The 17,886-nt window shown below is 72.2% G+C and carries 15 protein-coding genes and 1 pseudogene; 6 read left to right on the forward strand and 10 right to left on the reverse strand.

Annotation, left to right across the window (positions count from 1 at the left end):
- Window positions 1–199 precede the first annotated feature (199 nt).
- Both ACZ7GX_RS44155 and ACZ7GX_RS44160 read right to left on the reverse strand, forming a co-directional pair.
- The gene (locus tag ACZ7GX_RS44155) at window positions 200–727 is read right to left on the reverse strand and encodes a metallophosphoesterase family protein (protein WP_498786630.1); all 528 of its coding nucleotides are present in this window, start codon (window positions 725–727) and stop codon (window positions 200–202) included.
- Window positions 728–871: 144 nt separating this feature from the next.
- Complete coding sequence (locus ACZ7GX_RS44160) at window positions 872–1,114, reverse strand: acyl carrier protein (RefSeq protein ID WP_498786632.1); 243 nt, start codon at window positions 1,112–1,114, stop codon at window positions 872–874.
- Between the two features lie 245 nt (window positions 1,115–1,359).
- On the opposite strand from ACZ7GX_RS44160, the gene ACZ7GX_RS44165 reads away from it, so the two are divergent.
- Window positions 1,360–2,532 (forward strand): glycosyltransferase, encoded by a 1,173-nt coding sequence (locus ACZ7GX_RS44165; protein WP_498786634.1) that lies wholly within the window; start codon window positions 1,360–1,362, stop codon window positions 2,530–2,532.
- Window positions 2,533–2,708: 176 nt separating this feature from the next.
- Here ACZ7GX_RS44165 and ACZ7GX_RS44170 read toward each other — a convergent pair whose 3' ends face one another.
- The 3 genes from ACZ7GX_RS44170 to ACZ7GX_RS44180 form a co-directional block, all read right to left on the reverse strand.
- Entirely contained in the window at window positions 2,709–3,068 is a 360-nt protein-coding gene (locus ACZ7GX_RS44170; RefSeq protein WP_498786636.1) for a DUF6292 family protein, read from the reverse strand.
- 181 nt (window positions 3,069–3,249) lie between these two features.
- Window positions 3,250–3,708, reverse strand: a complete 459-nt coding sequence (locus tag ACZ7GX_RS44175; RefSeq protein ID WP_498786638.1) for a DUF4383 domain-containing protein — start codon at window positions 3,706–3,708, stop codon at window positions 3,250–3,252.
- A gap of 179 nt (window positions 3,709–3,887) precedes the next feature.
- On the reverse strand, window positions 3,888–4,385 hold the full coding sequence (locus ACZ7GX_RS44180; protein WP_498786640.1) for a MarR family winged helix-turn-helix transcriptional regulator: 498 nt from the start codon (window positions 4,383–4,385) through the stop codon (window positions 3,888–3,890).
- A 32-nt stretch (window positions 4,386–4,417) separates the two neighbouring features.
- Here ACZ7GX_RS44180 and ACZ7GX_RS44185 point away from each other — a divergent pair, with 32 nt between their 5' ends.
- Window positions 4,418–5,416 carry a DMT family transporter gene (locus tag ACZ7GX_RS44185; RefSeq protein ID WP_498786642.1) on the forward strand — a complete coding sequence of 333 codons (999 nt, stop codon included), beginning with the start codon at window positions 4,418–4,420 and terminating at the stop codon, window positions 5,414–5,416.
- A 5-nt stretch (window positions 5,417–5,421) separates the two neighbouring features.
- Here ACZ7GX_RS44185 and ACZ7GX_RS44190 read toward each other — a convergent pair whose 3' ends face one another.
- The gene (locus tag ACZ7GX_RS44190; protein WP_498786644.1) at window positions 5,422–5,967 is read right to left on the reverse strand and encodes an ArsR/SmtB family transcription factor; all 546 of its coding nucleotides are present in this window, start codon (window positions 5,965–5,967) and stop codon (window positions 5,422–5,424) included.
- 94 nt (window positions 5,968–6,061) lie between these two features.
- On the opposite strand from ACZ7GX_RS44190, the gene ACZ7GX_RS44195 reads away from it, so the two are divergent.
- Window positions 6,062–7,411 (forward strand): M20/M25/M40 family metallo-hydrolase, encoded by a 1,350-nt coding sequence (locus ACZ7GX_RS44195; RefSeq protein ID WP_498786646.1) that lies wholly within the window; start codon window positions 6,062–6,064, stop codon window positions 7,409–7,411.
- The gene (locus ACZ7GX_RS44200) at window positions 7,408–9,213 is read left to right on the forward strand and encodes a S9 family peptidase (RefSeq protein ID WP_498786648.1); all 1,806 of its coding nucleotides are present in this window, start codon (window positions 7,408–7,410) and stop codon (window positions 9,211–9,213) included. Before ACZ7GX_RS44195 ends, ACZ7GX_RS44200 begins: the two co-directional genes overlap by 4 nt.
- 100 nt (window positions 9,214–9,313) lie before the next feature.
- Here the strand turns inward: ACZ7GX_RS44200 and ACZ7GX_RS44205 are convergent, their stop codons facing one another.
- Window positions 9,314–10,312, reverse strand: coding sequence for a YdcF family protein (locus tag ACZ7GX_RS44205; RefSeq protein ID WP_498786650.1), 999 nt, complete (start codon window positions 10,310–10,312; stop codon window positions 9,314–9,316).
- Window positions 10,313–10,337: 25 nt separating this feature from the next.
- Entirely contained in the window at window positions 10,338–11,312 is a 975-nt protein-coding gene (locus tag ACZ7GX_RS44210; RefSeq protein ID WP_498786652.1) for a Gfo/Idh/MocA family protein, read from the reverse strand.
- Between the two features lie 146 nt (window positions 11,313–11,458).
- Here ACZ7GX_RS44210 and ACZ7GX_RS44215 point away from each other — a divergent pair, with 146 nt between their 5' ends.
- Window positions 11,459–12,682: a DUF4032 domain-containing protein gene (locus tag ACZ7GX_RS44215; protein ID WP_498786653.1), complete on the forward strand. Its 1,224-nt coding sequence runs from the start codon at window positions 11,459–11,461 to the stop codon at window positions 12,680–12,682.
- Window positions 12,683–12,858: 176 nt separating this feature from the next.
- Complete coding sequence (locus tag ACZ7GX_RS44220; protein ID WP_498786654.1) at window positions 12,859–13,779, forward strand: ABC transporter ATP-binding protein; 921 nt, start codon at window positions 12,859–12,861, stop codon at window positions 13,777–13,779.
- Window positions 13,780–14,005: 226 nt separating this feature from the next.
- Here the strand turns inward: ACZ7GX_RS44220 and ACZ7GX_RS44225 are convergent.
- Window positions 14,006–14,266 (reverse strand): annotated as a pseudogene (locus ACZ7GX_RS44225) (HAD hydrolase family protein); the annotation flags it as partial.
- A gap of 382 nt (window positions 14,267–14,648) precedes the next feature.
- Entirely contained in the window at window positions 14,649–17,681 is a 3,033-nt protein-coding gene (locus tag ACZ7GX_RS44230; protein ID WP_498786655.1) for an RHS repeat domain-containing protein, read from the reverse strand.
- Window positions 17,682–17,886 lie beyond the last annotated feature (205 nt).

Raw genomic sequence — 17,886 nt, forward strand, 5'->3', positions numbered from 1 at the left:
CGCCAGGCCTGCCCGGCTTTGGCCTGCCTGGGGTGCCCGTAAGGGCCCCATGTCAAATCGAGCCGAACGAGACCACCACCGCCCCGCCCAACCCAACCACCCAACCCAACCGCCACCCACCCAACCGCGCCAACCCGACCCCACCGGCCCACCCCCACCGACCCGGCACCCGTCGCCCCCCACCTCACGTCACGTCACCTCACGTCACCGGCACGATCCGCGCCGACACCAACTCCCCGTCCTCGATGTCGAGCAACCCGATCGTCCCGTGCGGCTGACGACGGCGGTCCGTCGGTGAACCCGGGTTGAACACCCTCAAACCACCCGCACCACCCCCGCCACCGGCACCGGCACCACCCTCACCGGTGACATCCATCGGAATGTGGGAGTGGCCGAACACCACCAGGTCCGCCTCCGGGAACCGGCGGCGCATTCGGGCAACCCGTCCGGTCGCCTGGCCGCTGTCGTGGATCATCGCCACGCGCAGCCCGGCGAGCTCGACCTCCACCGTCTCGGGCGCGCCCCACTCGACCACGTCCGGCCCGTCGTTGTTGCCGCACACCGCTATCACCGGCGCGTACTGCGCCAACTCGTCCAACACCGACGCCACGCAGACGTCACCGGCGTGCAGGATGACATCCGCGTGGCGCAGGTGTTTCGCCACTTCCGGGGGACAGGACTTCCACCGCCGGGGCGCGTGGGTGTCCGACAGCACGACTACCCGCATGGCGCGGAACCTACTACCCGCCGGCTCAGCCCGGCAGCGATCAACCCTGGCCTCACATCAACCCTGGCCCCACATCAACTCCGGCCACACGTCAACTCCGGCCCGCATCAACGCCGGCCCGCATCAACTCCGTCCGGTTCCGGCTCAGGTCAGGGCCGGACCCGCGTCACCGCTCGCGGCCAACTCCTTGAGGAACTCGTGGCACTGCTTGGCGCGCGCCGAGTCCTCCTCCATGACGCAGCGGAAGAAGGTGGCGATCTCCTGCTTGCCCGCGTTCTCCGCGTCCCGGACGTACTGGCCGTAGTCGTGGCCCGCCTTGAGCGCGTGGTACTGCACGGAGATCAGGTCGTAGCTGACGTCGTCGAATCCGGTCTCCCCGGTGGCCATGGCCCCTCCTCTGTCGGTCGGTCGTCCTGTGCCATACCCGCCAACCACGCCGCCAACCGCACCACCGTCGACATCACCTTCGACATCACCGTCAAACGTCACCGTCAACATCACCGGCAGCCCCACCACCACCCGGACGTGGTCGCGCTGAGTGGCAGGGGTCGGTGGTTGCTTGTAGCGTGCGATCCGGGTTGAGACGACAGCCTTGGACTGGCGCGAGCCGTTTTATCGGCTGGAGGAACCCCATGAGAATCGCGGTCGTCTCGGCGCACGCGAACCCGTTGCCCGTGCTCGGCGATGCCGAGGAGGGCGGTCAGGACGTCCACGTCGCCGATCTCTCGGCGGCACTGGTCGCGGACGGGCACGAGGTCGTCGTGCACACCCGACGTGACTCCCCTCGACCGCCCGACGTGGTGCGCACCCGGCTCGGTTACGACGTGGTGCACGTGACCGCGGGGCCGCCGAGCCCGGTTCACCCGGACGAGTTGTTGCCTCACCTGGACGAGTTCACCCGGTTCCTGCGCTCGCAGTGGCGGGCCGACCCGCCGGACGTCGTGCACGCCCACTACTGGACGTCGGGCGTGGCGTCGGTGCTGGCGGCCAACGGTCTCGACGTGCCGGTGGTGCAGACGTTCCACTCGTTGGGCGTGGTGGCCCAGCAGGCGGGCGACGAGGGCGTGCCGGAGGCGCGGCTGTCCACCGAGCGGCTGATCGGGCGCGAGGCGAGCCGGGTCGTGGCGCTGTGCACGGACGAGAAGGCGCACTTGGTGCACATGGGTGTGCCGCGAGCGCGGCTGGCCGTCGTGCCTCCCGGGGTGGACGTCGAGCGGTTCAAGCCGGACGGGCCGCGGTTGAACCGGCCGTTGCGGCACCGGCTGGTCTCGCCGGTGGTCGGGGCCGAGGACGTGATCACGGCGTTGCGGTCGGTGTGGGAGACGGAGCTGGTGGTCGTGGGCGGTCGGGCGGAGGAGGTGCGTCGGCTGCGGGAGCACTCGCGCGCGTCGGGCGTCGGCGACCGGGTCCGGCTGGTCGGCCGCGTGCCGCAGGTGGCGATGCCCGCGTTGCTGAGGTCCGCCGACGTGGTGGTCTGCGCCGGGTCGGACTGCGCCGCCGTGACACCGCTGGAGGCCATGGCGTGCGGCGTGCCGGTGGTGGCCGCGAACGTCGGCGGGGCGACGGACATCGTCGTGGACGGCGTCACGGGTCTCCTCGTGCCACCGGACGACCCACGGGCGCTGGCCCGCGCGCTGCGGCCCCTGCTCTCCGACGACGCCCGCCGCGACGCCTACGGCATCGCCGCCACAGACCGGGTCGAGGCCAGGTACAGCACGACCAGGATCGCCGCCGAGACTGTCCGCGTGTACCGCCAGGCCACCGGCCGACCGGAGGCGCTGGAGTCTTCCCTCAACGACGGCTGACCGCGCCTCTCACCACCCCGGCCCCACCGTTCCCTCACCGGGACCGAACGCCCGCACCCGCATCCGCGCCCGCAGCTCGGCGCAACCACAGCTCGGCGCAGCCACAGCTCGGCGCAGCCACAGGTCGGCACGGGCACAGCTCGGCGCGGGCGCGGGGAGGTTGCGGTGTGGCCGGCTCACGGCCGGTAGGTGCGCAGGCGGTCGGTCAGGTCGTCCGGCGTGCCGTAAGCGCGCAACCGGATCGGCCTCGGGTCGCCGGGGTGGTCGCCACGCCTCAGCGCCGCCACGTACGCAGCCACCTCCGGCGCGGGCGGCAGGACGTCGCCGCCCCGGTAGGTGATCACCACCGGCTGCTCGGCCGGCCGGGTGCGGACGGCGGCGGCCCAGCCGTACTCCTCGTCCCACAGCAGGGCGAAGTCGCGGCCCGGGAACGACGGCAGGTTCCCGTGCACGTCGAGGCAGGCCGTCGCGGGCGGGCCGGGGTTGGCGCGCCAGCACTCGCCCGCCAACCCCAGCTCGACCGCGACGGCCCGCACGTACCGCTGGAGGCCACGCGTCGGCGTGTCCTCGGCCCCGGATTCGGACCCGGACCCGGACCCGGACCCGGACCCGGACCCGGACCCGGACTCGGACTCGGACTCGGACCAAGGTCCGGGCTCGAACCAAGACCCGGACCCGGACCCGGATTCGGGGGTCACGCTCGCCACGTCCCCCGGGTCACCCGGTCCCGTCGGCCCGAGCCGGACGGGCCGAGCGGCCCAGCGCGAAGCCGAGCGCGATCATGCCGAGGCCCAGCAGCAGGTGCAGCCAGTTGTCGGCGGTGTTGACGGGCACGAAGTTGGCCGAGCTGTCGTGGTCGACGAGGAGCCCGTACAACCACAGCAGCAGGTAGACGACGCCGCCCGCGACGAGGTACAGGAACGCGTTGCGCGCCGTCTTGGCCATCACCAGCCCGAGGACGCCGAACGCCAGGTGCACGATGTTGTGCAGGATCGACACGGCGAACACGCCGAAGAGCTTCGCCTGCGACTCGTGCCCCGCGAACTGGATCGTGTCGTAGTCGGTGGTGATGCCGGGGATGAACCCGGCGATCCCGACCACGAGGAACACCGCGCCCACCACCGCCGCCGCCAGTTGGACCGGTGTGCGTGTCGTCGCTGTGCCGGGTCTGGACATGTCGACTCCCGTTGCCTCGCGGAAACCCACTTCGGTTGCCGTCCGACTACCCGACGTGGGTGCGCGCAAACGACCGGCCCGACCACCGACCGGCCGAACCACCGGGGCGGACGACGGCGAGCACGACAGCGAGCACGACAGCGACCACGACGGCGAGCACGACGGGACCACGGCGGCGGTCAGCGCGGCGGTTCGAACCGGGCCAGCCACGTGGTCAGGATCTGCTCCAACCGCCCGGCGTCCTCGGCGTCGAGGGCGTCGAGCAGCTGCCGCTCGTTGGCCATGTGCTCGGTGAACGCCTGGTCGATCACGCGCCTGCCCGCCTCGGTCAACGCGACCACGCGCCGCCTGGCGTCGCCGTGCCCCGGCCTGCGCGTCACCAGGCCGTCGCGCTCCAGCCGGTCGATGCGCTTGGTGATCGCGCCCGTGGTCACCATCGTGTGCTGGGCCAGCTCCCCCGGCGCGCGCTCGTAGGGCGCGCCGGCCCGGCGCAACGCGGCGAGCACGTCGAACTCCCCCTCGCCGAGCCCGTGCCGCCGGTACACGACGGCCAGCTGCTCGGTCAGCACGGCCGCGAGGCGGTGCAGCCTGCCGATGACGCCCTGGGGCGTGACGTCGAGGTCCGGCCGTTCCCGGGCCCACTCGGCCTGGATGCGGGCCACGCGGTCGAGTTCCATGACACCACAGCATAGCTTCCACGGAAGCTACAATGTCTTCCGTGGAAACTATCCGGTGGGGCCTGGTCACGGCGATCGCGCCGGTCGCGTGGGGCTCGACGTACTACGTCACGCACCACTTCCTGCCCGCCGGCCACCCGCTGTGGGGAGCGGTGCTGCGCGCGCTCCCCGCCGGCGTGCTGCTCCTCCTCCTGTGCCGCGAACGCCCTCGTGGCCGGTGGTGGTGGCGGTCGCTGGTGCTCGGCACGGTGAACATGAGCGCGTTCTTCGCGCTCGTCTACCTCGCCGCACAGCTGCTGCCGACGAGCCTGGCCTCGACGATCATGGCCACGTCACCGGTCGTGATGATCGCCCTGGCGTGGCCGCTGCTCGGTGAACGGCCGCGTGGCCGGGCGGTGCTGGGCGCGCTCACCGGCATCGTCGGCGTGGTGCTCATGCTCGCCTCGGGCGTGGACGCCGTCGACCCCCTCGGGGTCGTGGTGTCGGTCGCCGCGATGGCGCTGTCCGCGTTCGGGCACGTCCTGACGAAGCGCTGGGGCGCGGGCGCGGATGTGCTGTCGATGACGTCCTGGCAGCTCGTCGCGGGCGGCGCGGTGCTCGTCGGGCCCGCGCTCGTGGTCGAGGGCGCTCCCCCGCCGCTCACCGGCGCCACCCTGCTCGGCTTCGCGTACGTGTCCGTCGTCGCCACGGCGGTCGCGTTCGTCGCCTGGTTCACCGGCCTGCGCCACCTGGAGGCGGGCACGGTGGGGTTGATCGGCCTGCTGAACCCGGTCACCGGGGTCGTGCTCGGTCTGCTGGTGGCGGACGAGTCGCTGGGCGCGCACCAGGTGCTGGGGCTCGTGCTCGTGCCGGTCGGCGTGCTGCTCGGACAGCGGACCGGGCCGACGTCGAGCAGGGCGGCGTCGGCTCCATCCCGCGCGGACAGCGCCACTGCGGGTGCTCGACGACGTCGAGGACCTTCCGGTGCGCAAGCCGCTGCCGCCACCGGTTCGAGCACTGGAGGGCGGGAGCGCTCCGACACCACCACCTGAGGCGTTCAGCCCTCTCGGAACCCGGGGCGCGCCACCAGCGACCACAGGTAGCTCAACGGCTCGCCGTCGGCCTCGTCACGCTCGACGAACTCGGTGATCAGCGCGGTCAACCGGGCGTTGAGCTCCGCCTGGGACGCCGCGCCGAGGCGCAGCACGCCCCTCGCGCTGTCCCGGTTGGCGTCCGGCCCGGCCTCCAGCACCTCGGCCCGGTGCGCGGCGAGCATCGCCAGGTCCACCCGCTGGACCAGGCCCTCGCCCTCGACGTCGACCAACCCCAGCCGCCACGTCCGGCCGGTCGCCCGGTACGGCCGTTCCAACGCGCCGCGCGTGCCGCTGCGCACCGGTTCGGCGGCCAGGAAGTCCCGCTTCACCAACGCCCGCACGTGCCGCAGCACGGTCGCCGGCGCGACGCCGAGCCGGTCCGACAGCTCCTTGTTCGTCAACGCCCGGTCCCAGCACAACCGCAGGATGCGCCAGCGCAGCGGGTGCGCGAGCACCTTCAGCTCCTCGACCGTCGCGTCGCGGGCGGGGTGATCAGGCGGGGCCGGCACGCCGCAGAGGCTAACCCACCCGTCCTTGCCGCGCCCGCCAGTGGTTTGGTTCACTGCTATCGATTGCACTTCGTGAAATCACTAGGGGTGTGGCGTGGACGGACTGGCGCGGCGGGTCGGCGAGTGGGTGCGCGAACGGGACGGCGAACTCCTGGCCGAACTGGCCGGGTGGGTCGCCCGACCGAGCATCAGCCGCACGGGCGAAGGCATGGCGGACGCCGCCGCGCACGGCGCGGAACTGCTGCGGCGCACCGGCTTCCAGGCCGAGATCAGGCAGACCGACGGCTGGCCCGCCCTGCTGGGCGCCGCGCCCGGCCCGCCCGGCGCGCCGCACGTGCTGGTCTACGGCCACTACGACGTGCAGCCACCCGGACCGCCGCACGAGTGGGTCACCCCGCCGTTCACGCCCGACTTCCGCGACGGCCGGATCTACGGCCGGGGCGCCGGTGACAACAAGGGCCAGCACCTGGCCCAGCTGCTCGGCCTGCGGGCGTTGCGCGAGCTGACCGGCGGCCTGCCGTGCCGGGTGACCGTGCTGCTCGACGGCGAGGAGGAGATCGGCAGCCCGCACCTGGCGTCGGTGCTGCGCGGGATCGACCGGCCGGACCTGGTGGTGTGGAGCGACGGCCCGGTGCACGAGTCCGGCCGCGCCGCGGTGGTGCTCGGCGTGCGCGGCGTCGTCACGTTCGAGTTGCGGACCACGGGCGCGTCCGGCGTGCTGCACTCCGGCAACTGGGGCGGTGTCGCGCCGAACCCCGCGTGGCGGCTGGTGCACGCCCTGGCGACCATGCGCTCGCCCGACGGCCGGATCCTGGTAGACGGCGTCACCGACGACGTCGTCCCGCTGAGCCCCCGTGAACGCGACGCGCTGGACCGGCTGCCGGTCGACGTGCCCGCCACCCTCGCGGGCATCGGCGTCACCGCGATGGAACCGCCCGCCGACCTCGGCTACAGCCGCCGGCTGGCCTCGCCCACGTTCACGATCAACTCGTTGAGCTGCGAGGACACCCCGGAACACCGCACCGTCATCCCGAACCGGGCGGTGGCGCGGTGCGACATGCGGCTCGTCGGCGGGCAACGGGCGGAAGCGGTGCTCGCCGCCCTCAGAGCCCACCTGGCCGTGCACGCACCGGACGTGGACCTGGTCGAGGGCGCGGCGATGCAGCCCTCCCGGACGCTGCCGGAGACCCGGTGGACGAACGCGGTCCTGGCCGGCGCGGAGGCCGGGTTGGGCGAACCGCCGCTGCTCGTGCCGGCGCTCGGCGGCAGCCTGCCGATCGCCGCGTTCACCGACGCGTGGGACGTGCCCTGCTACGGCGTGCCGCTGGCCAACGTGGACGAGGCCAACCACGCGCCCAACGAGAACCTGGACCTGGGCTGGTTCCGGCGCGGGATCGTCGCCGCCGCCACCGTGCAGCACGCGATCGCGGAGGCGGGGCGATGACCTGGACCGACTTCGAGTGGCTGACCGGCGCCGAGCCGAGCCCGGACGGCAGGTCCGTGGTGTGCGTCAGCGACGCCTCCGGCCGCCCGCAGCCGTGGGTGTCGCCGCTGGGCGGCACCCCGCGTCACGTGGAGGTGCCCGGGTCGGTCCGCCGGTGCGTCTGGCGGCCGGACGGCGCGCGGCTGCTGGTGCTGACCGACCCGGACGGCGGCGAGGACCACCGGCTGGCCGAGGTCGACCCGGCCACGGGCGAGGTGGTGTGGCTGGTCGCCGAGGAGGGCGTGCGGTGCGAGATCGGCACGCCGTACGGCAGCACCGGCCGGCCCTACAGCCCGGACGGGGCGCTGCTGGCCTACGCGAGCAACGCGCGTGACCGCGAGGTGTTCGACGTGCTGGTGCGCGACCTGCGCACCGGCGACGAGCGGATGGTGCTGCGCGGCGACGACCGCTACCTGCCGATGGGCTTCTCCCCCGACGCACGGCTGCTGCTCGTGCTGCGGCTGCACCAGAACACCGAGCAGGACCTGTTCGCGTGCGACCTCGCCACCGACGAGGTCCGGCTGCTCACCCCGCACGACGGTCCGGCGAAGTACCACCCGGTCGCGTGGCTGCCCGACTCGTCCGGCGTCCACCTGTGCACGACGCAGGGCCGTGACTTCCTCGGTCTCGCCACGCTGTCCCTGGACGGTGGGCTGACCTGGATCGACACGCCGGAGGCCGACGTGGAGGGCGCCGCCCTCTCACCGGACGGCACGCGGCTGGCGTGGGGCGTCAACGAGGACGGCTACACCCGGCTGAGGTGGGCCGACGTCGGAGGAGCACCCGCCGACGTCACCGGGCTGCCACGCGGGGTCTCGGTCGCCGAGTTCGGCTTCGACGGCTTCGCCCCGAGGTTCACCGCGTCGGGTGAGCTGCTGGTGCAGCTCGCCCGGCCGGACGCGGCGACCGACCTGTTCCTGGTGGACCTGGACCGGGACGAGGCGCGGCGGCTCACCGACTGCGGGGCGCGGCTGCCGGGCGCGGTCGTGCCGCCGACCATCGTGCGCACCACGAGCGCCGACGGCGAGACCGTGCCGTGCCTGCTCTACCGGCCGCCGTCGGCGAGCGCGGAGCACCCGGCGCCGGTGGTCGTGACCGTCCACGGCGGACCGGAGTTCCAGGCGAAGCCGGGGTTCGACCCGCTCGTGCAGGCGCTGCTGGCACGCGGGATCGGCGTGCTCGCGCCCAACATCCGGGGTTCGTCCGGTTACGGGATGCGCTACCAGCGGCTGATCTACCGCGACTGGGGCGGCGGCGACCTGGCCGACCTGGAGGCGGCGGCGCGGCTGCTCGACGACGTGCCGTGGGCCGACACGGCCCGGCTGGGCGTGCACGGCGCGTCCTACGGCGGGTTCGCCGCGCTGTCGTGCCTGACCAGGCTGCCGCACCTGTGGCGGGCCGGTGTGAGCGAGTGCGGCTCGTCGGACCTGCTCAACGACATCCGGTCGTTCCCGCCGACCTGGCGCAAGCGGGCGGTGGACTGGATCGGCGATCCCGACGACCCGGCCGACGTGGCCGTCCTCACCGAGCGCAGCCCGCTCGAGCACGCCGACCGGCTCACCGCGCCCGTGCTGATCATGCACGGCGAGAACGACACCAGGGTCGACCCGGCGGAGTCCGAGCGGATGTACGGCAGGCTGCGCGAGCTGGGCAAACCGGCGCGGCTCGTGCTGCACCCCGGCGTCGGGCACGAGTGGGACCGGGCCGGGCTCGCCGACACCGTCGAGCTGATCGTCTCCTGGTTCGCCGACCACGTCCGCTGACGACCGCACGGGAACCGGGCTCACCTCGACCCGGGCACGCCGACCGCCGCCGCAGGGCTCGCCTCGCTCACCGTCCGGGCGTGAGGTCGTCCGGGCGGGATCAGGACAGGGCCAGCAGCAGGTGCAGGCCGACCAGCAGGCCGCACGTGAGGGTGTGGACGAGCGGGTTCTGGGCCAGCAGCGCGGCGAACTCGCGCAGGAACGCGCTGGGCAGGAAGTACCACGCCGTCGGGGCGCCGATGATCTGCATGCGCAGCCGCAGCCTGCGGGCCAGCACGGCGGCGCGGAAGACGTGGAAGTTGTTGGTCACCGCGACCGCCCGGCCGGTCCAGTCGCGTTCGGCGAGCAGCCGCGCGCTGTACGCCAGGTTCTGCTCGGTCGTCGTCGCGCGGTCCTCCAGCACGATCAGCTCGTCCGGCACGTCGCGGCGCAGCAGGTAGTCGCGCATCGCCGCGGCCTCGGACACCGCCTCGTCCGGCCCCTGCCCGCCCGAGACGACGAGCAGCGGCGTGCGGCCCGCAGCCACCTCGCGGCGGTACAGGTGCAGGCCGCGGTCCAGCCGTGCGGCCAGCAGCGGCGGCACGCGGTCGCCGATCAGGCCCGCCCCGAGCACGATCACCGCGTCGAAGCCCGTGCGGCGGCCGATGCTGCCGTACACGATCGAGTACAGCAGCAGGCTGACGAACAGGAACGCGACGTAGGCCGCGACGATCAGCAGCGACCCGATCAGCGCGTCGACCACCGGCCCGGTGTGCGCGGTGGCGAAGCCGAACGCGAGCACCACCCCGAAGATCGCCAGGCCGGCGAGCAGCGAGAGCAGGTTGGCCAGGCCGAAACCCTCGCGGCGCAGCATGAGCACGCCGTTGGCGATCAACGCGGTCGGCAGCACGAAACCCAACCCCAGCAGCACGGCCACGAACGCGTAGCCGACGACGACGGCGGACCAGCCACCGTTCGCCGAGGCCCGGAACACCAGCCACAGCAGCAGGAACACCAGCGTCACACCGAGCCACACGGCGTTGCCGAGCCGCCGCCGGTCCCGGATCACGCCGATCACGAAGAACAGGGCGGGCACGAGCGCCGCGATCCCGAAGATCATGCGGGCCAATGTAGACGGCCGGCGGTCACTCGAAGTCGTCCAGCACGCCTGCGGGCGTCCGCGGCCCGAGGCGGCCGGCGGTGGCGTGCAGTCCGGTCAGGGTCGCGGCGGTGGTGAGACCGAGGATCGGGTCCGGCCGGTCGGACAGCAGGCTCGCGTACAGCGGGCGGTAGTGGGCGACCTTGCGCGGGGTCCGGCCGTCGCCGCCGTGCTCGGCCAGCAGCTCACCGCCCCGGAACGCGAACGCGGTCATCGCCGTGTGGTCCAGCCACACCTCCACGTCACCGCAGGTCAACGCGGTGGACTTGCTGCTCGCGCCGGTGCGCCAGCTGGTGTGCAACCGGGCCGTGCCCACCGCGCCGCGGGACCGGAACGACGCCACCGCCCAGCAGCTCGTGCGCTCGTCCCGCAGCGACGTCACCACGCTGACCTGCACGAACCGGGCCAGCACGGTGAGCTGGTTGATGCCCGAGTCGGTCCACGCCGAGAGGTAGGACGTGAACGCCTGGTCGCCCTTGAGCACGTACGGGTCGTTGAACGCCGAGGTGATGGAGGTGACCGGCCCCCACTCCGGGTGCGCGGCCACCAGTTCCGCCGCCCACTCCACCTCGGGCGAGAACGCGAAGTGGTGCGCGGTGAACAGCCGGTCGTGCGCGCCGTCCACGCCGCTCAGCCGGTCCACCGACGCCAGGTCCGGCGCCAAGGGCTTCTCCACCAGCACCCGTGCGGCGGAGCCGGTCAGCACCGACGTGGCCAGGTCGGCGTGCGAGTCCGCCGGCGTGGCGATCACCACCAGGTGCGGTCGGTGCGCCGCCAACGCGTCGTCGAGGTCGCGGTAGTGCGCGGGGGTCGCGCCCCGGAACACCGGCGGCCCGGCGTGCGGGTCGACGGTGAACACCAGGTCCACCTCGGGCCGTTCCGCGAGCACCTCCAGGTGCGTCCGGGCGATGGTGCCGACCCCCACCAGCCCGACCCGCGTCCGTCCGTCAATGGGTCCCACCCCGGCAGCGTCCACACCCGGCAGTATCCGCCTCGCCGAACCGCCGAGCGCCTTCTTGATCGTGACGACCAGGACACATCGCGTGGCTCGACGGCGCCGTGACGAGGTAGTTTCAGCCTCGTCCGCGCACCAGCCACGGGGAGCACATGCGATTCCTCTTCCGCCCACCCGCCAGCGAGGCCGGTGGACTGCTCTCGCTGCCCTGGGCCCAGCCCCTGGAGGAGTGGGACGAGAAGCTGCTGCTGACCGTCCCCCAACGCGGTATCTCGCGGCACGTCGTGCGGTTCGTGGCCAGCGAGGGCCGCGTGTACGCGCTCAAGGAGATCGCCGAGTCGCTGGCCCGGCACGAGTACTCGATCCTCGGCGACCTGGAGCGGGAGGGCATGCCCTCGGTGTCGGTGCTCGGGCTGTGCGTCGACCGCCCGGACGACCAGCAGGCCATCCTGGTCACCCGCTACCTCGACCACTCGATGTCCTACCGCTACCTGTTCTCCAGCCCGCGCGTCGAGCACTCGGCGGACCGCCTGGTGGACGTGCTGGTCGGGCTGCTGGTCCGGCTGCACCTGTCCGGCACGTTCTGGGGCGACTGCTCGCTGTCGAACACGTTGTTCCGGCTGGACGCGGGCAACCTGGCCGCCTACCTGGTCGACGCCGAGACCGTCGAGCGACACCCGGAGCTGTCCGCCGGCCAGCGGACCTACGACGTGGACCTGGCCCGTGAGCGCATCGGCGGCGAGCTGATGGACCTCGAGGCCGGCGGCCTGCTGCCGTCGGACATCGACCCGATCGAGGTCGCCGACAGCGTGCCCCGCCGGTACGCCGCGCTGTGGGAGGAGGTGACCCGCGAGGAGTTCTTCCAGCTCGACGAGCAGCGCTACCGGGTCGCCGAACGCCTGCGCCGGCTCAACGACCTCGGCTTCGACGTCGACGAGGTCGAGCTGGTCACCTCGGACAGCGGCGCGCGGCTGCGGGTGGACATCCGGGTCGCCGAGATCGGCCAGAGCCGCCGCGAGCTGTTCAAGCTCACCGGCCTGGAGGTGCAGGAGGGGCAGGCCAGGCGCCTGCTCAACGACCTGCGCTCGTTCCGCGCCTACCTGGAGCAGCGCGACGGCGCGCCCGTGCCCGAGACGACCGCCGGCCACCTGTGGCGCAACGAGGTCTACGACCCGGTGGTCGCCGCCGTGCCGCCCGACCTGCTCGGCGTCCTGGCCCCGGCGGAGCTGTTCCACGAGGTCCTGGTCCACCGCTGGTTCCTGTCCGAGAACGCGGGCCGTGACGTGGGCACCACCGCCGCGCTGCGCTCCTACCTGGCCACCGTGCTGCCGAACCGGGACACCGAGGTCGACGACGAGGACGACGACCTCGACTGATGGTGACGAGCCCGGGGTGACGCCGTCGGCGGTTCGCCCCACCGGCTGACGTCCGGTCCGGATCCACCGGCCCGGACGAGGACGGCGCTACAGTGTCACCTGCTCCTCAGGGCTGGAGCGCCAAGCGTGGACGTCTGCCGATCCCCTTGCCCTGCGCGATCGGCGAGGAGTTCACCTTGCGCACGCGTTCTTCAGCGACCGAACCGGTCATCAAGGCGCAGAACCTGGGGAAGACCTACGAGTTCCACCGGCAACCACAAGGGCTGTCGGGCGCCGTCCGCAGCCTCTTCCGCCGCGAGCTCACGAGCGTGCGGGCCGTCCACGGCGTCGACCTGACCGTCGGACGGGGCGAGATCGTCGGCCTGCTCGGGCGCAACGGGGCGGGCAAGACCACTCTCGTCAAGATGCTGTGCGGGCTCCTGGTGCCGACCGAGGGCGACCTGGAAGTGTGCGGTGAGCGGCCCGCGGACCGGTCGTACTCGTTCCTGTCCCGGATCTCGGTGATCTTCGGCCAGAAGGCGATGCTGTGGTGGGACGTGTCCACCCGCGAGTCGCTCAGGATCCACCGGAGCATGTACGAGATCTCCCGCGACGACTTCGCGGCGACGGTGGTGCAGCTCGGCGACCTGCTGGGCATCACGGACATCCTCGACACACCGGTCCGCCACCTCTCGCTCGGGCAGCGCATGCGCTGCGAGCTCGCCCTGGCCCTGCTCCACCGGCCGATGCTGCTGTTCGCCGACGAACCGACGATCGGCCTGGACGTCGAGGCGAAGGTGGTCGTGCGGGACCTCTTCCGCGAGATCAACCGGACGTTCGGCACCACGATCGTGCTGACCAGCCACGACATGAAGGACGTCGAAGCGCTCAGCGATCGCGTCGTCATCATCAAGGACGGTTCGGCGGCGTTCGACGGCGACCTCGCCGAGCTGCGCGCCCACGCCGACCTGCCCGCGGAGGTGGTGCTGACCTACCGCGACATCCCACACCTCCCCGCGGAACTCGCGCACGACTCCACAGAGGACGGCGCACGCAGCGTCCGGTTGCGGCTCGGGGATCGACCGGTGCCGGAACTATGGCGGACCGCGGCGCGGTGAGGCGAGAGTCGACGGCCTCGGCCGTGCGGGCCAGTTCCGCCGCGCTCCGCGTCCCGCTCCGGCACAGCAACCGCGTCGCGGGCCGGCCGAGGTGGAACAGGGCGGCGATGTCGGCGCACACCGCACCGGGCTCGGTGTCGGTGGCCGGCCACCAGGCGTACCCCCGCTCGTACCCGAAGGTCGTCTCGAGCTCCGTGGCGCACGCCACCGTCGGATCGACCGCGCGGAGCGCCGTAACGCACTCGAGCCCTTGGCCCCGGTCGAGCGGAGCGATGATCCGCACCCGACCGCCGGTAACCACCGAAGCGCCGTTGGACGTGAGGACCTTCGCGAAGAGCAACAGGGGTTCCGCGGGGACGTCGGACAGGGCCCGCGAAGGGCGGCCGGTGATCAGCGTGGTCCGGACACCGCTGTCGCGCACGTGGCGCAACATCTCGACGTCCTCGTCGAGGACGACGTTCCCGGTCTTCACCAGCGTCCCGTCCAGGTCTCAGATGAGCGCTCTCACCTCCCGGCCCGTTCGCGCGGGGTGGCCGCACGCGCGGCGGACAGGACCGGAACGCCGCGTACAGCGCGACACCGGCTGCGCCGTAGCGCAGCCCCCGGACGAGCACGTCCCGCGCCTTGCCCAACCCGCGCGCCGGCGACGGCCTCGGCAGCACCCCGAGCCGTTCCCCCATCGCCTGACCCGCTCCGTAGGCCCACACGCTCCGGAGGTCGTCGGCGAGGCCGAGCGGCTTGTGCCCCGTTCGCGAGCAGCGCCGACCTCACCTTCGCCAACGGCCACGCACACCTTGCCGTCCTGTGCGATCCGACGACCGCCCGGATTCCCCCAGGACAGGGGGATCGGGGCGGTCATCGCGATCAGTTCAGTAGATGATGGCCGGCAACCACCGTGGCGAGTTGCGTATGTGGAACCACCTCCATGGCGCGATCCACACTCCGTACACCCGTCCCCAGGCGAAAACCTTCACACCATCCCAATCCTGGCCCCACGTCGTCCTGCCCCCGGGCCACAGCCACTTGGTCGGGCTCTTGGTTCCCCAATCCTTCGCCACCAGGATCGGCAACGGGGTCAGGTTGATGATGCGACCACACATCTTCATCCCCCATCTCCACTCGCAGTTGGGGTTGTAGCCGCTGGTGTCACTGCAGTTGTTCGGGTCGCCCACGCAGTAGTCATAGCTGTTGACGTTGCCGTTGGCGACCGCGTCGACTTGGAGGAAGCGGCCTGTCGCGGGGTTGTACAGGCGCACACCCATCACCATCATGCCGTCCAGGGTTTCGGACGATCTCTGGGCGGCGCCCAACCAGCCGTACCTCGTGGGCGCCTGGCCCTGCCGGGGGACGCCGAACTCGTCCGTGGCCCGGGTCGTGGCAGTCGCGGTCGCCGGATCGTAGACCACCGTGATGTCGCCGTGCAGGTCGGTCAGCTGGAGCTGCACGTCGCCGGACGCCGAGGTCGTTGCCGCCAGGTCGTTGTCCAGGCCCTTGACGTTGCGGGTCAGCGCGTTCGTCGACCGATCCTCCACTATCCAGTCCGGGGTGTCGTGTTCGGTTCCGTAGTGGTTGATCCGGGTCCAGCCGCCTTCCAGAGCGGTGGAGCGGACGCGGGAGGTGGCGTCCATCGTCCAGGTTTGCTCCGCACCACCGACGGCTTGGGTGTGGATTCGGTCGTTCACGTAGTAGGTCAGGCGGCCCGCCCCGCCTGTCATCGTCACCGTTCGACCGAAGGCGTCGTAGCCGTGGCCTTCGTCCACCAACCGGTCTTTCGTGTCGTACGCGTGCGCCTCGACCGTGTTTCCCCCCTGGCAGGTCGTGGTCTGCTTCGACGTGCGGTTGGAGTTCCTGTCGTACCCGTACGACCGGGTGACGCACGTGTCGTCCGCGCGGACCAAGCGACCCACGGCGTCGTACTGGAAGTCCTGTGTGGACAGATCAGCCTGCGTCAGCACCTGGTTGTGCACCGAGTTGCTCGACGTGCTGTCGAGCAGGACCACGCTGTTCGCGGCGGTGTAGCTGCGCCGTACCGACACGCCGGTCTCGTCGACGGTATCGCGCATGATCACGCCTGACGGCATCTTCTGCTCGACGATCTCCCCGCCCGGACCGTACGTCGCGGTGAAGGTGCCGGCTATCGAGTCCGTCATCCCCACAGCCAGTCCACGCGGTTCTCTCGTGGTGTCGTACTCGTACGTGACCTCCGACGGCACGGTGTTCGTGACCTTCACCGGGCGGTTCAGCGCGTCGTTGTGGTACGTCGTGCGGCCGCCATCGGCGTCCGTGTACGTCAGAACCCGACCGAGGGCGTCATAACCCACGGCAACCGCGGCACCGTCCGAGCCCACCGTTCGAGCGACCCTTCCGGTCGCCGGGTCGTACTCGGTGGTGACCGCGGGCACGGGTGCCCCCAGGCCACCGGTGACCGTCACCGTCACCTTGCGGCCCGCAGGGTCGTAGGTGGTGCTGGTGACGCGGGAGACGCCGCCTGCCGACTCGATCGTCTGGTCCACCAGGCCGTTCGCCGCGTAGGTCGTGGTCTTGACGACCCCGTCGGACGGGTTCGCGCCGCCACCGGTGATGGGTGCCTTCGGCTCGACCCGGCAGATCATGCCCGCCCACTCCGGCCGGCCGCCGCAGTGACCGCCGACGGCCGCGGAGTAGTAGGTGGTGACGGTCGTGGCGGCGTCGTTGCCACTCGACGCGGGCAGGCTCGACTCGATCGGACGGCCCTGCGGGTCGTGGACCGTGGTCGTCGCCAGTGCCAGACCACCCGGGTCCTGCACGGTCCTGGTCTCCAGCCCGTTCGTCCAGTCGTACTCGGTCGTACGCGTTCGCTGGTCGGCGTCGACCGGGTAGCCGGTGATCGCGGCTCCGGTCACCTCCCGGGTCTCCTTGTTCTCGACCTTCGCGCTGCCGTCCGCCGGCCGGCCCTCGTCGTAGAAGACCGCCTTGTGCGTGCGTGCCGGCACGCGGCTGCCCACGGGCAGCACCGGCACACCGCCGGTCGCCGGCACTGCGTTCGCCAACTGGATCACGTGCAGCGGGCCGTACTCGTGCGTCTTGCGCTGCCCGTCGGCCTCGTAGACCGTGGTGGTCGACAGCAACGCCGCTCGCTCCGCGGGGGACTTGTCCGCCATGCCCAGGTGGGTCGACCGAGCACCGTCGCCCAGTGCGAGTTGCCGGTTGGCAGCGGACAAGGTGCGCACCACGTTGCCGTACTCGTCGTGCTCGGTCGTGCTGGTGTGCCCGCCGGGCTGGATCTCGTTGACCTCCCGGGCATCGGGGTTGAGGTAGTGCACGGTGGCGCGCCGGTAGTCGCCGGCGCCGAGGTTGTCACGCCCGGTGTGGCTGCCCGGCACCTGGTCCGCCGGGAAGATCGCCGTCGCGTCGGTGGGCGCGTCGCGCTGCGCCCAGGCGGCGACCGACAACTCCGCCATGTCGTGTGGCGCCTCCTGGCCGCTCACCGGGACGTCGTAGACGAGCGTGGTCAGGGCGTCGCCCTCGACCTCGTTCTTCGTGCCGGGTTCCAGCGCCGGGCGGGACACCGCGAGCAGCATCCCGTCACCGGCCGTGTCGTCGTTGCCGGCGCGGCCGTAGTAGAACGTCCACGGCAGCTCACCCGGCGGCGTCAGGCGACTGATCCGCCCGGAGTCGTACTCGTACTTGGTCTTGAGCGCCGGGCTGAGCCGCGGATCCCACACCTCGCGCAGCCGTCCCAGCGTGTCGTAGGCGTACCGACCGAGACCCGTCTCCCGAACGGTGGCACCGGACTCCCACACCTTGATCAGGCTCGCCTGACCGGTGTAGTCACCGAGCACGGTGGCGGTCGCGGTCGTCCGGGGCGCGTACACCAGCTCCACGACCCGGCAGCCGTGCGGCAGCGTCGTCGGGACCTCCACGTCGCACTGCGCCGGGGAACTCACCGCCGTTGTCGGTGGGATGATCTTGCGCAGCCGGGCGCGGGTCTTGGGGGGGGGGGGGGGGACCCCCCCCCCCCCCCCCCCCCCCCCCCCCTTTGCTGTTCCAGGGAAAGTGGGGCGGATCGCCCCAGCGCCTCCCCCCGCCGCGGCCCCTTCCCACACCGCGGTGTTCCTCCCCCCTCTC

Source organism: Actinosynnema sp. NPDC037264 (assembly GCF_055603705.1).

What these genes read in the sequence shown, in the direction of transcription:
- ACZ7GX_RS44155 (WP_498786630.1), bottom strand. Translation starts at nt 727, where the DNA reads ATGCGGGTAGTCGTGCTGTCGGACACCCACGCGCCCCGGCGGTGGAAG.
- ACZ7GX_RS44160 (WP_498786632.1), bottom strand. Translation starts at nt 1,114, where the DNA reads ATGGCCACCGGGGAGACCGGATTCGACGACGTCAGCTACGACCTGATC.
- ACZ7GX_RS44165 (WP_498786634.1), top strand. Translation starts at nt 1,360, where the DNA reads ATGAGAATCGCGGTCGTCTCGGCGCACGCGAACCCGTTGCCCGTGCTC.
- ACZ7GX_RS44175 (WP_498786638.1), bottom strand. Translation starts at nt 3,708, where the DNA reads ATGTCCAGACCCGGCACAGCGACGACACGCACACCGGTCCAACTGGCG.
- ACZ7GX_RS44180 (WP_498786640.1), bottom strand. Translation starts at nt 4,385, where the DNA reads ATGGAACTCGACCGCGTGGCCCGCATCCAGGCCGAGTGGGCCCGGGAA.
- ACZ7GX_RS44185 (WP_498786642.1), top strand. Translation starts at nt 4,418, where the DNA reads ATGTCTTCCGTGGAAACTATCCGGTGGGGCCTGGTCACGGCGATCGCG.
- ACZ7GX_RS44200 (WP_498786648.1), top strand. Translation starts at nt 7,408, where the DNA reads ATGACCTGGACCGACTTCGAGTGGCTGACCGGCGCCGAGCCGAGCCCG.
- ACZ7GX_RS44205 (WP_498786650.1), bottom strand. Translation starts at nt 10,312, where the DNA reads ATGATCTTCGGGATCGCGGCGCTCGTGCCCGCCCTGTTCTTCGTGATC.
- ACZ7GX_RS44215 (WP_498786653.1), top strand. Translation starts at nt 11,459, where the DNA reads ATGCGATTCCTCTTCCGCCCACCCGCCAGCGAGGCCGGTGGACTGCTC.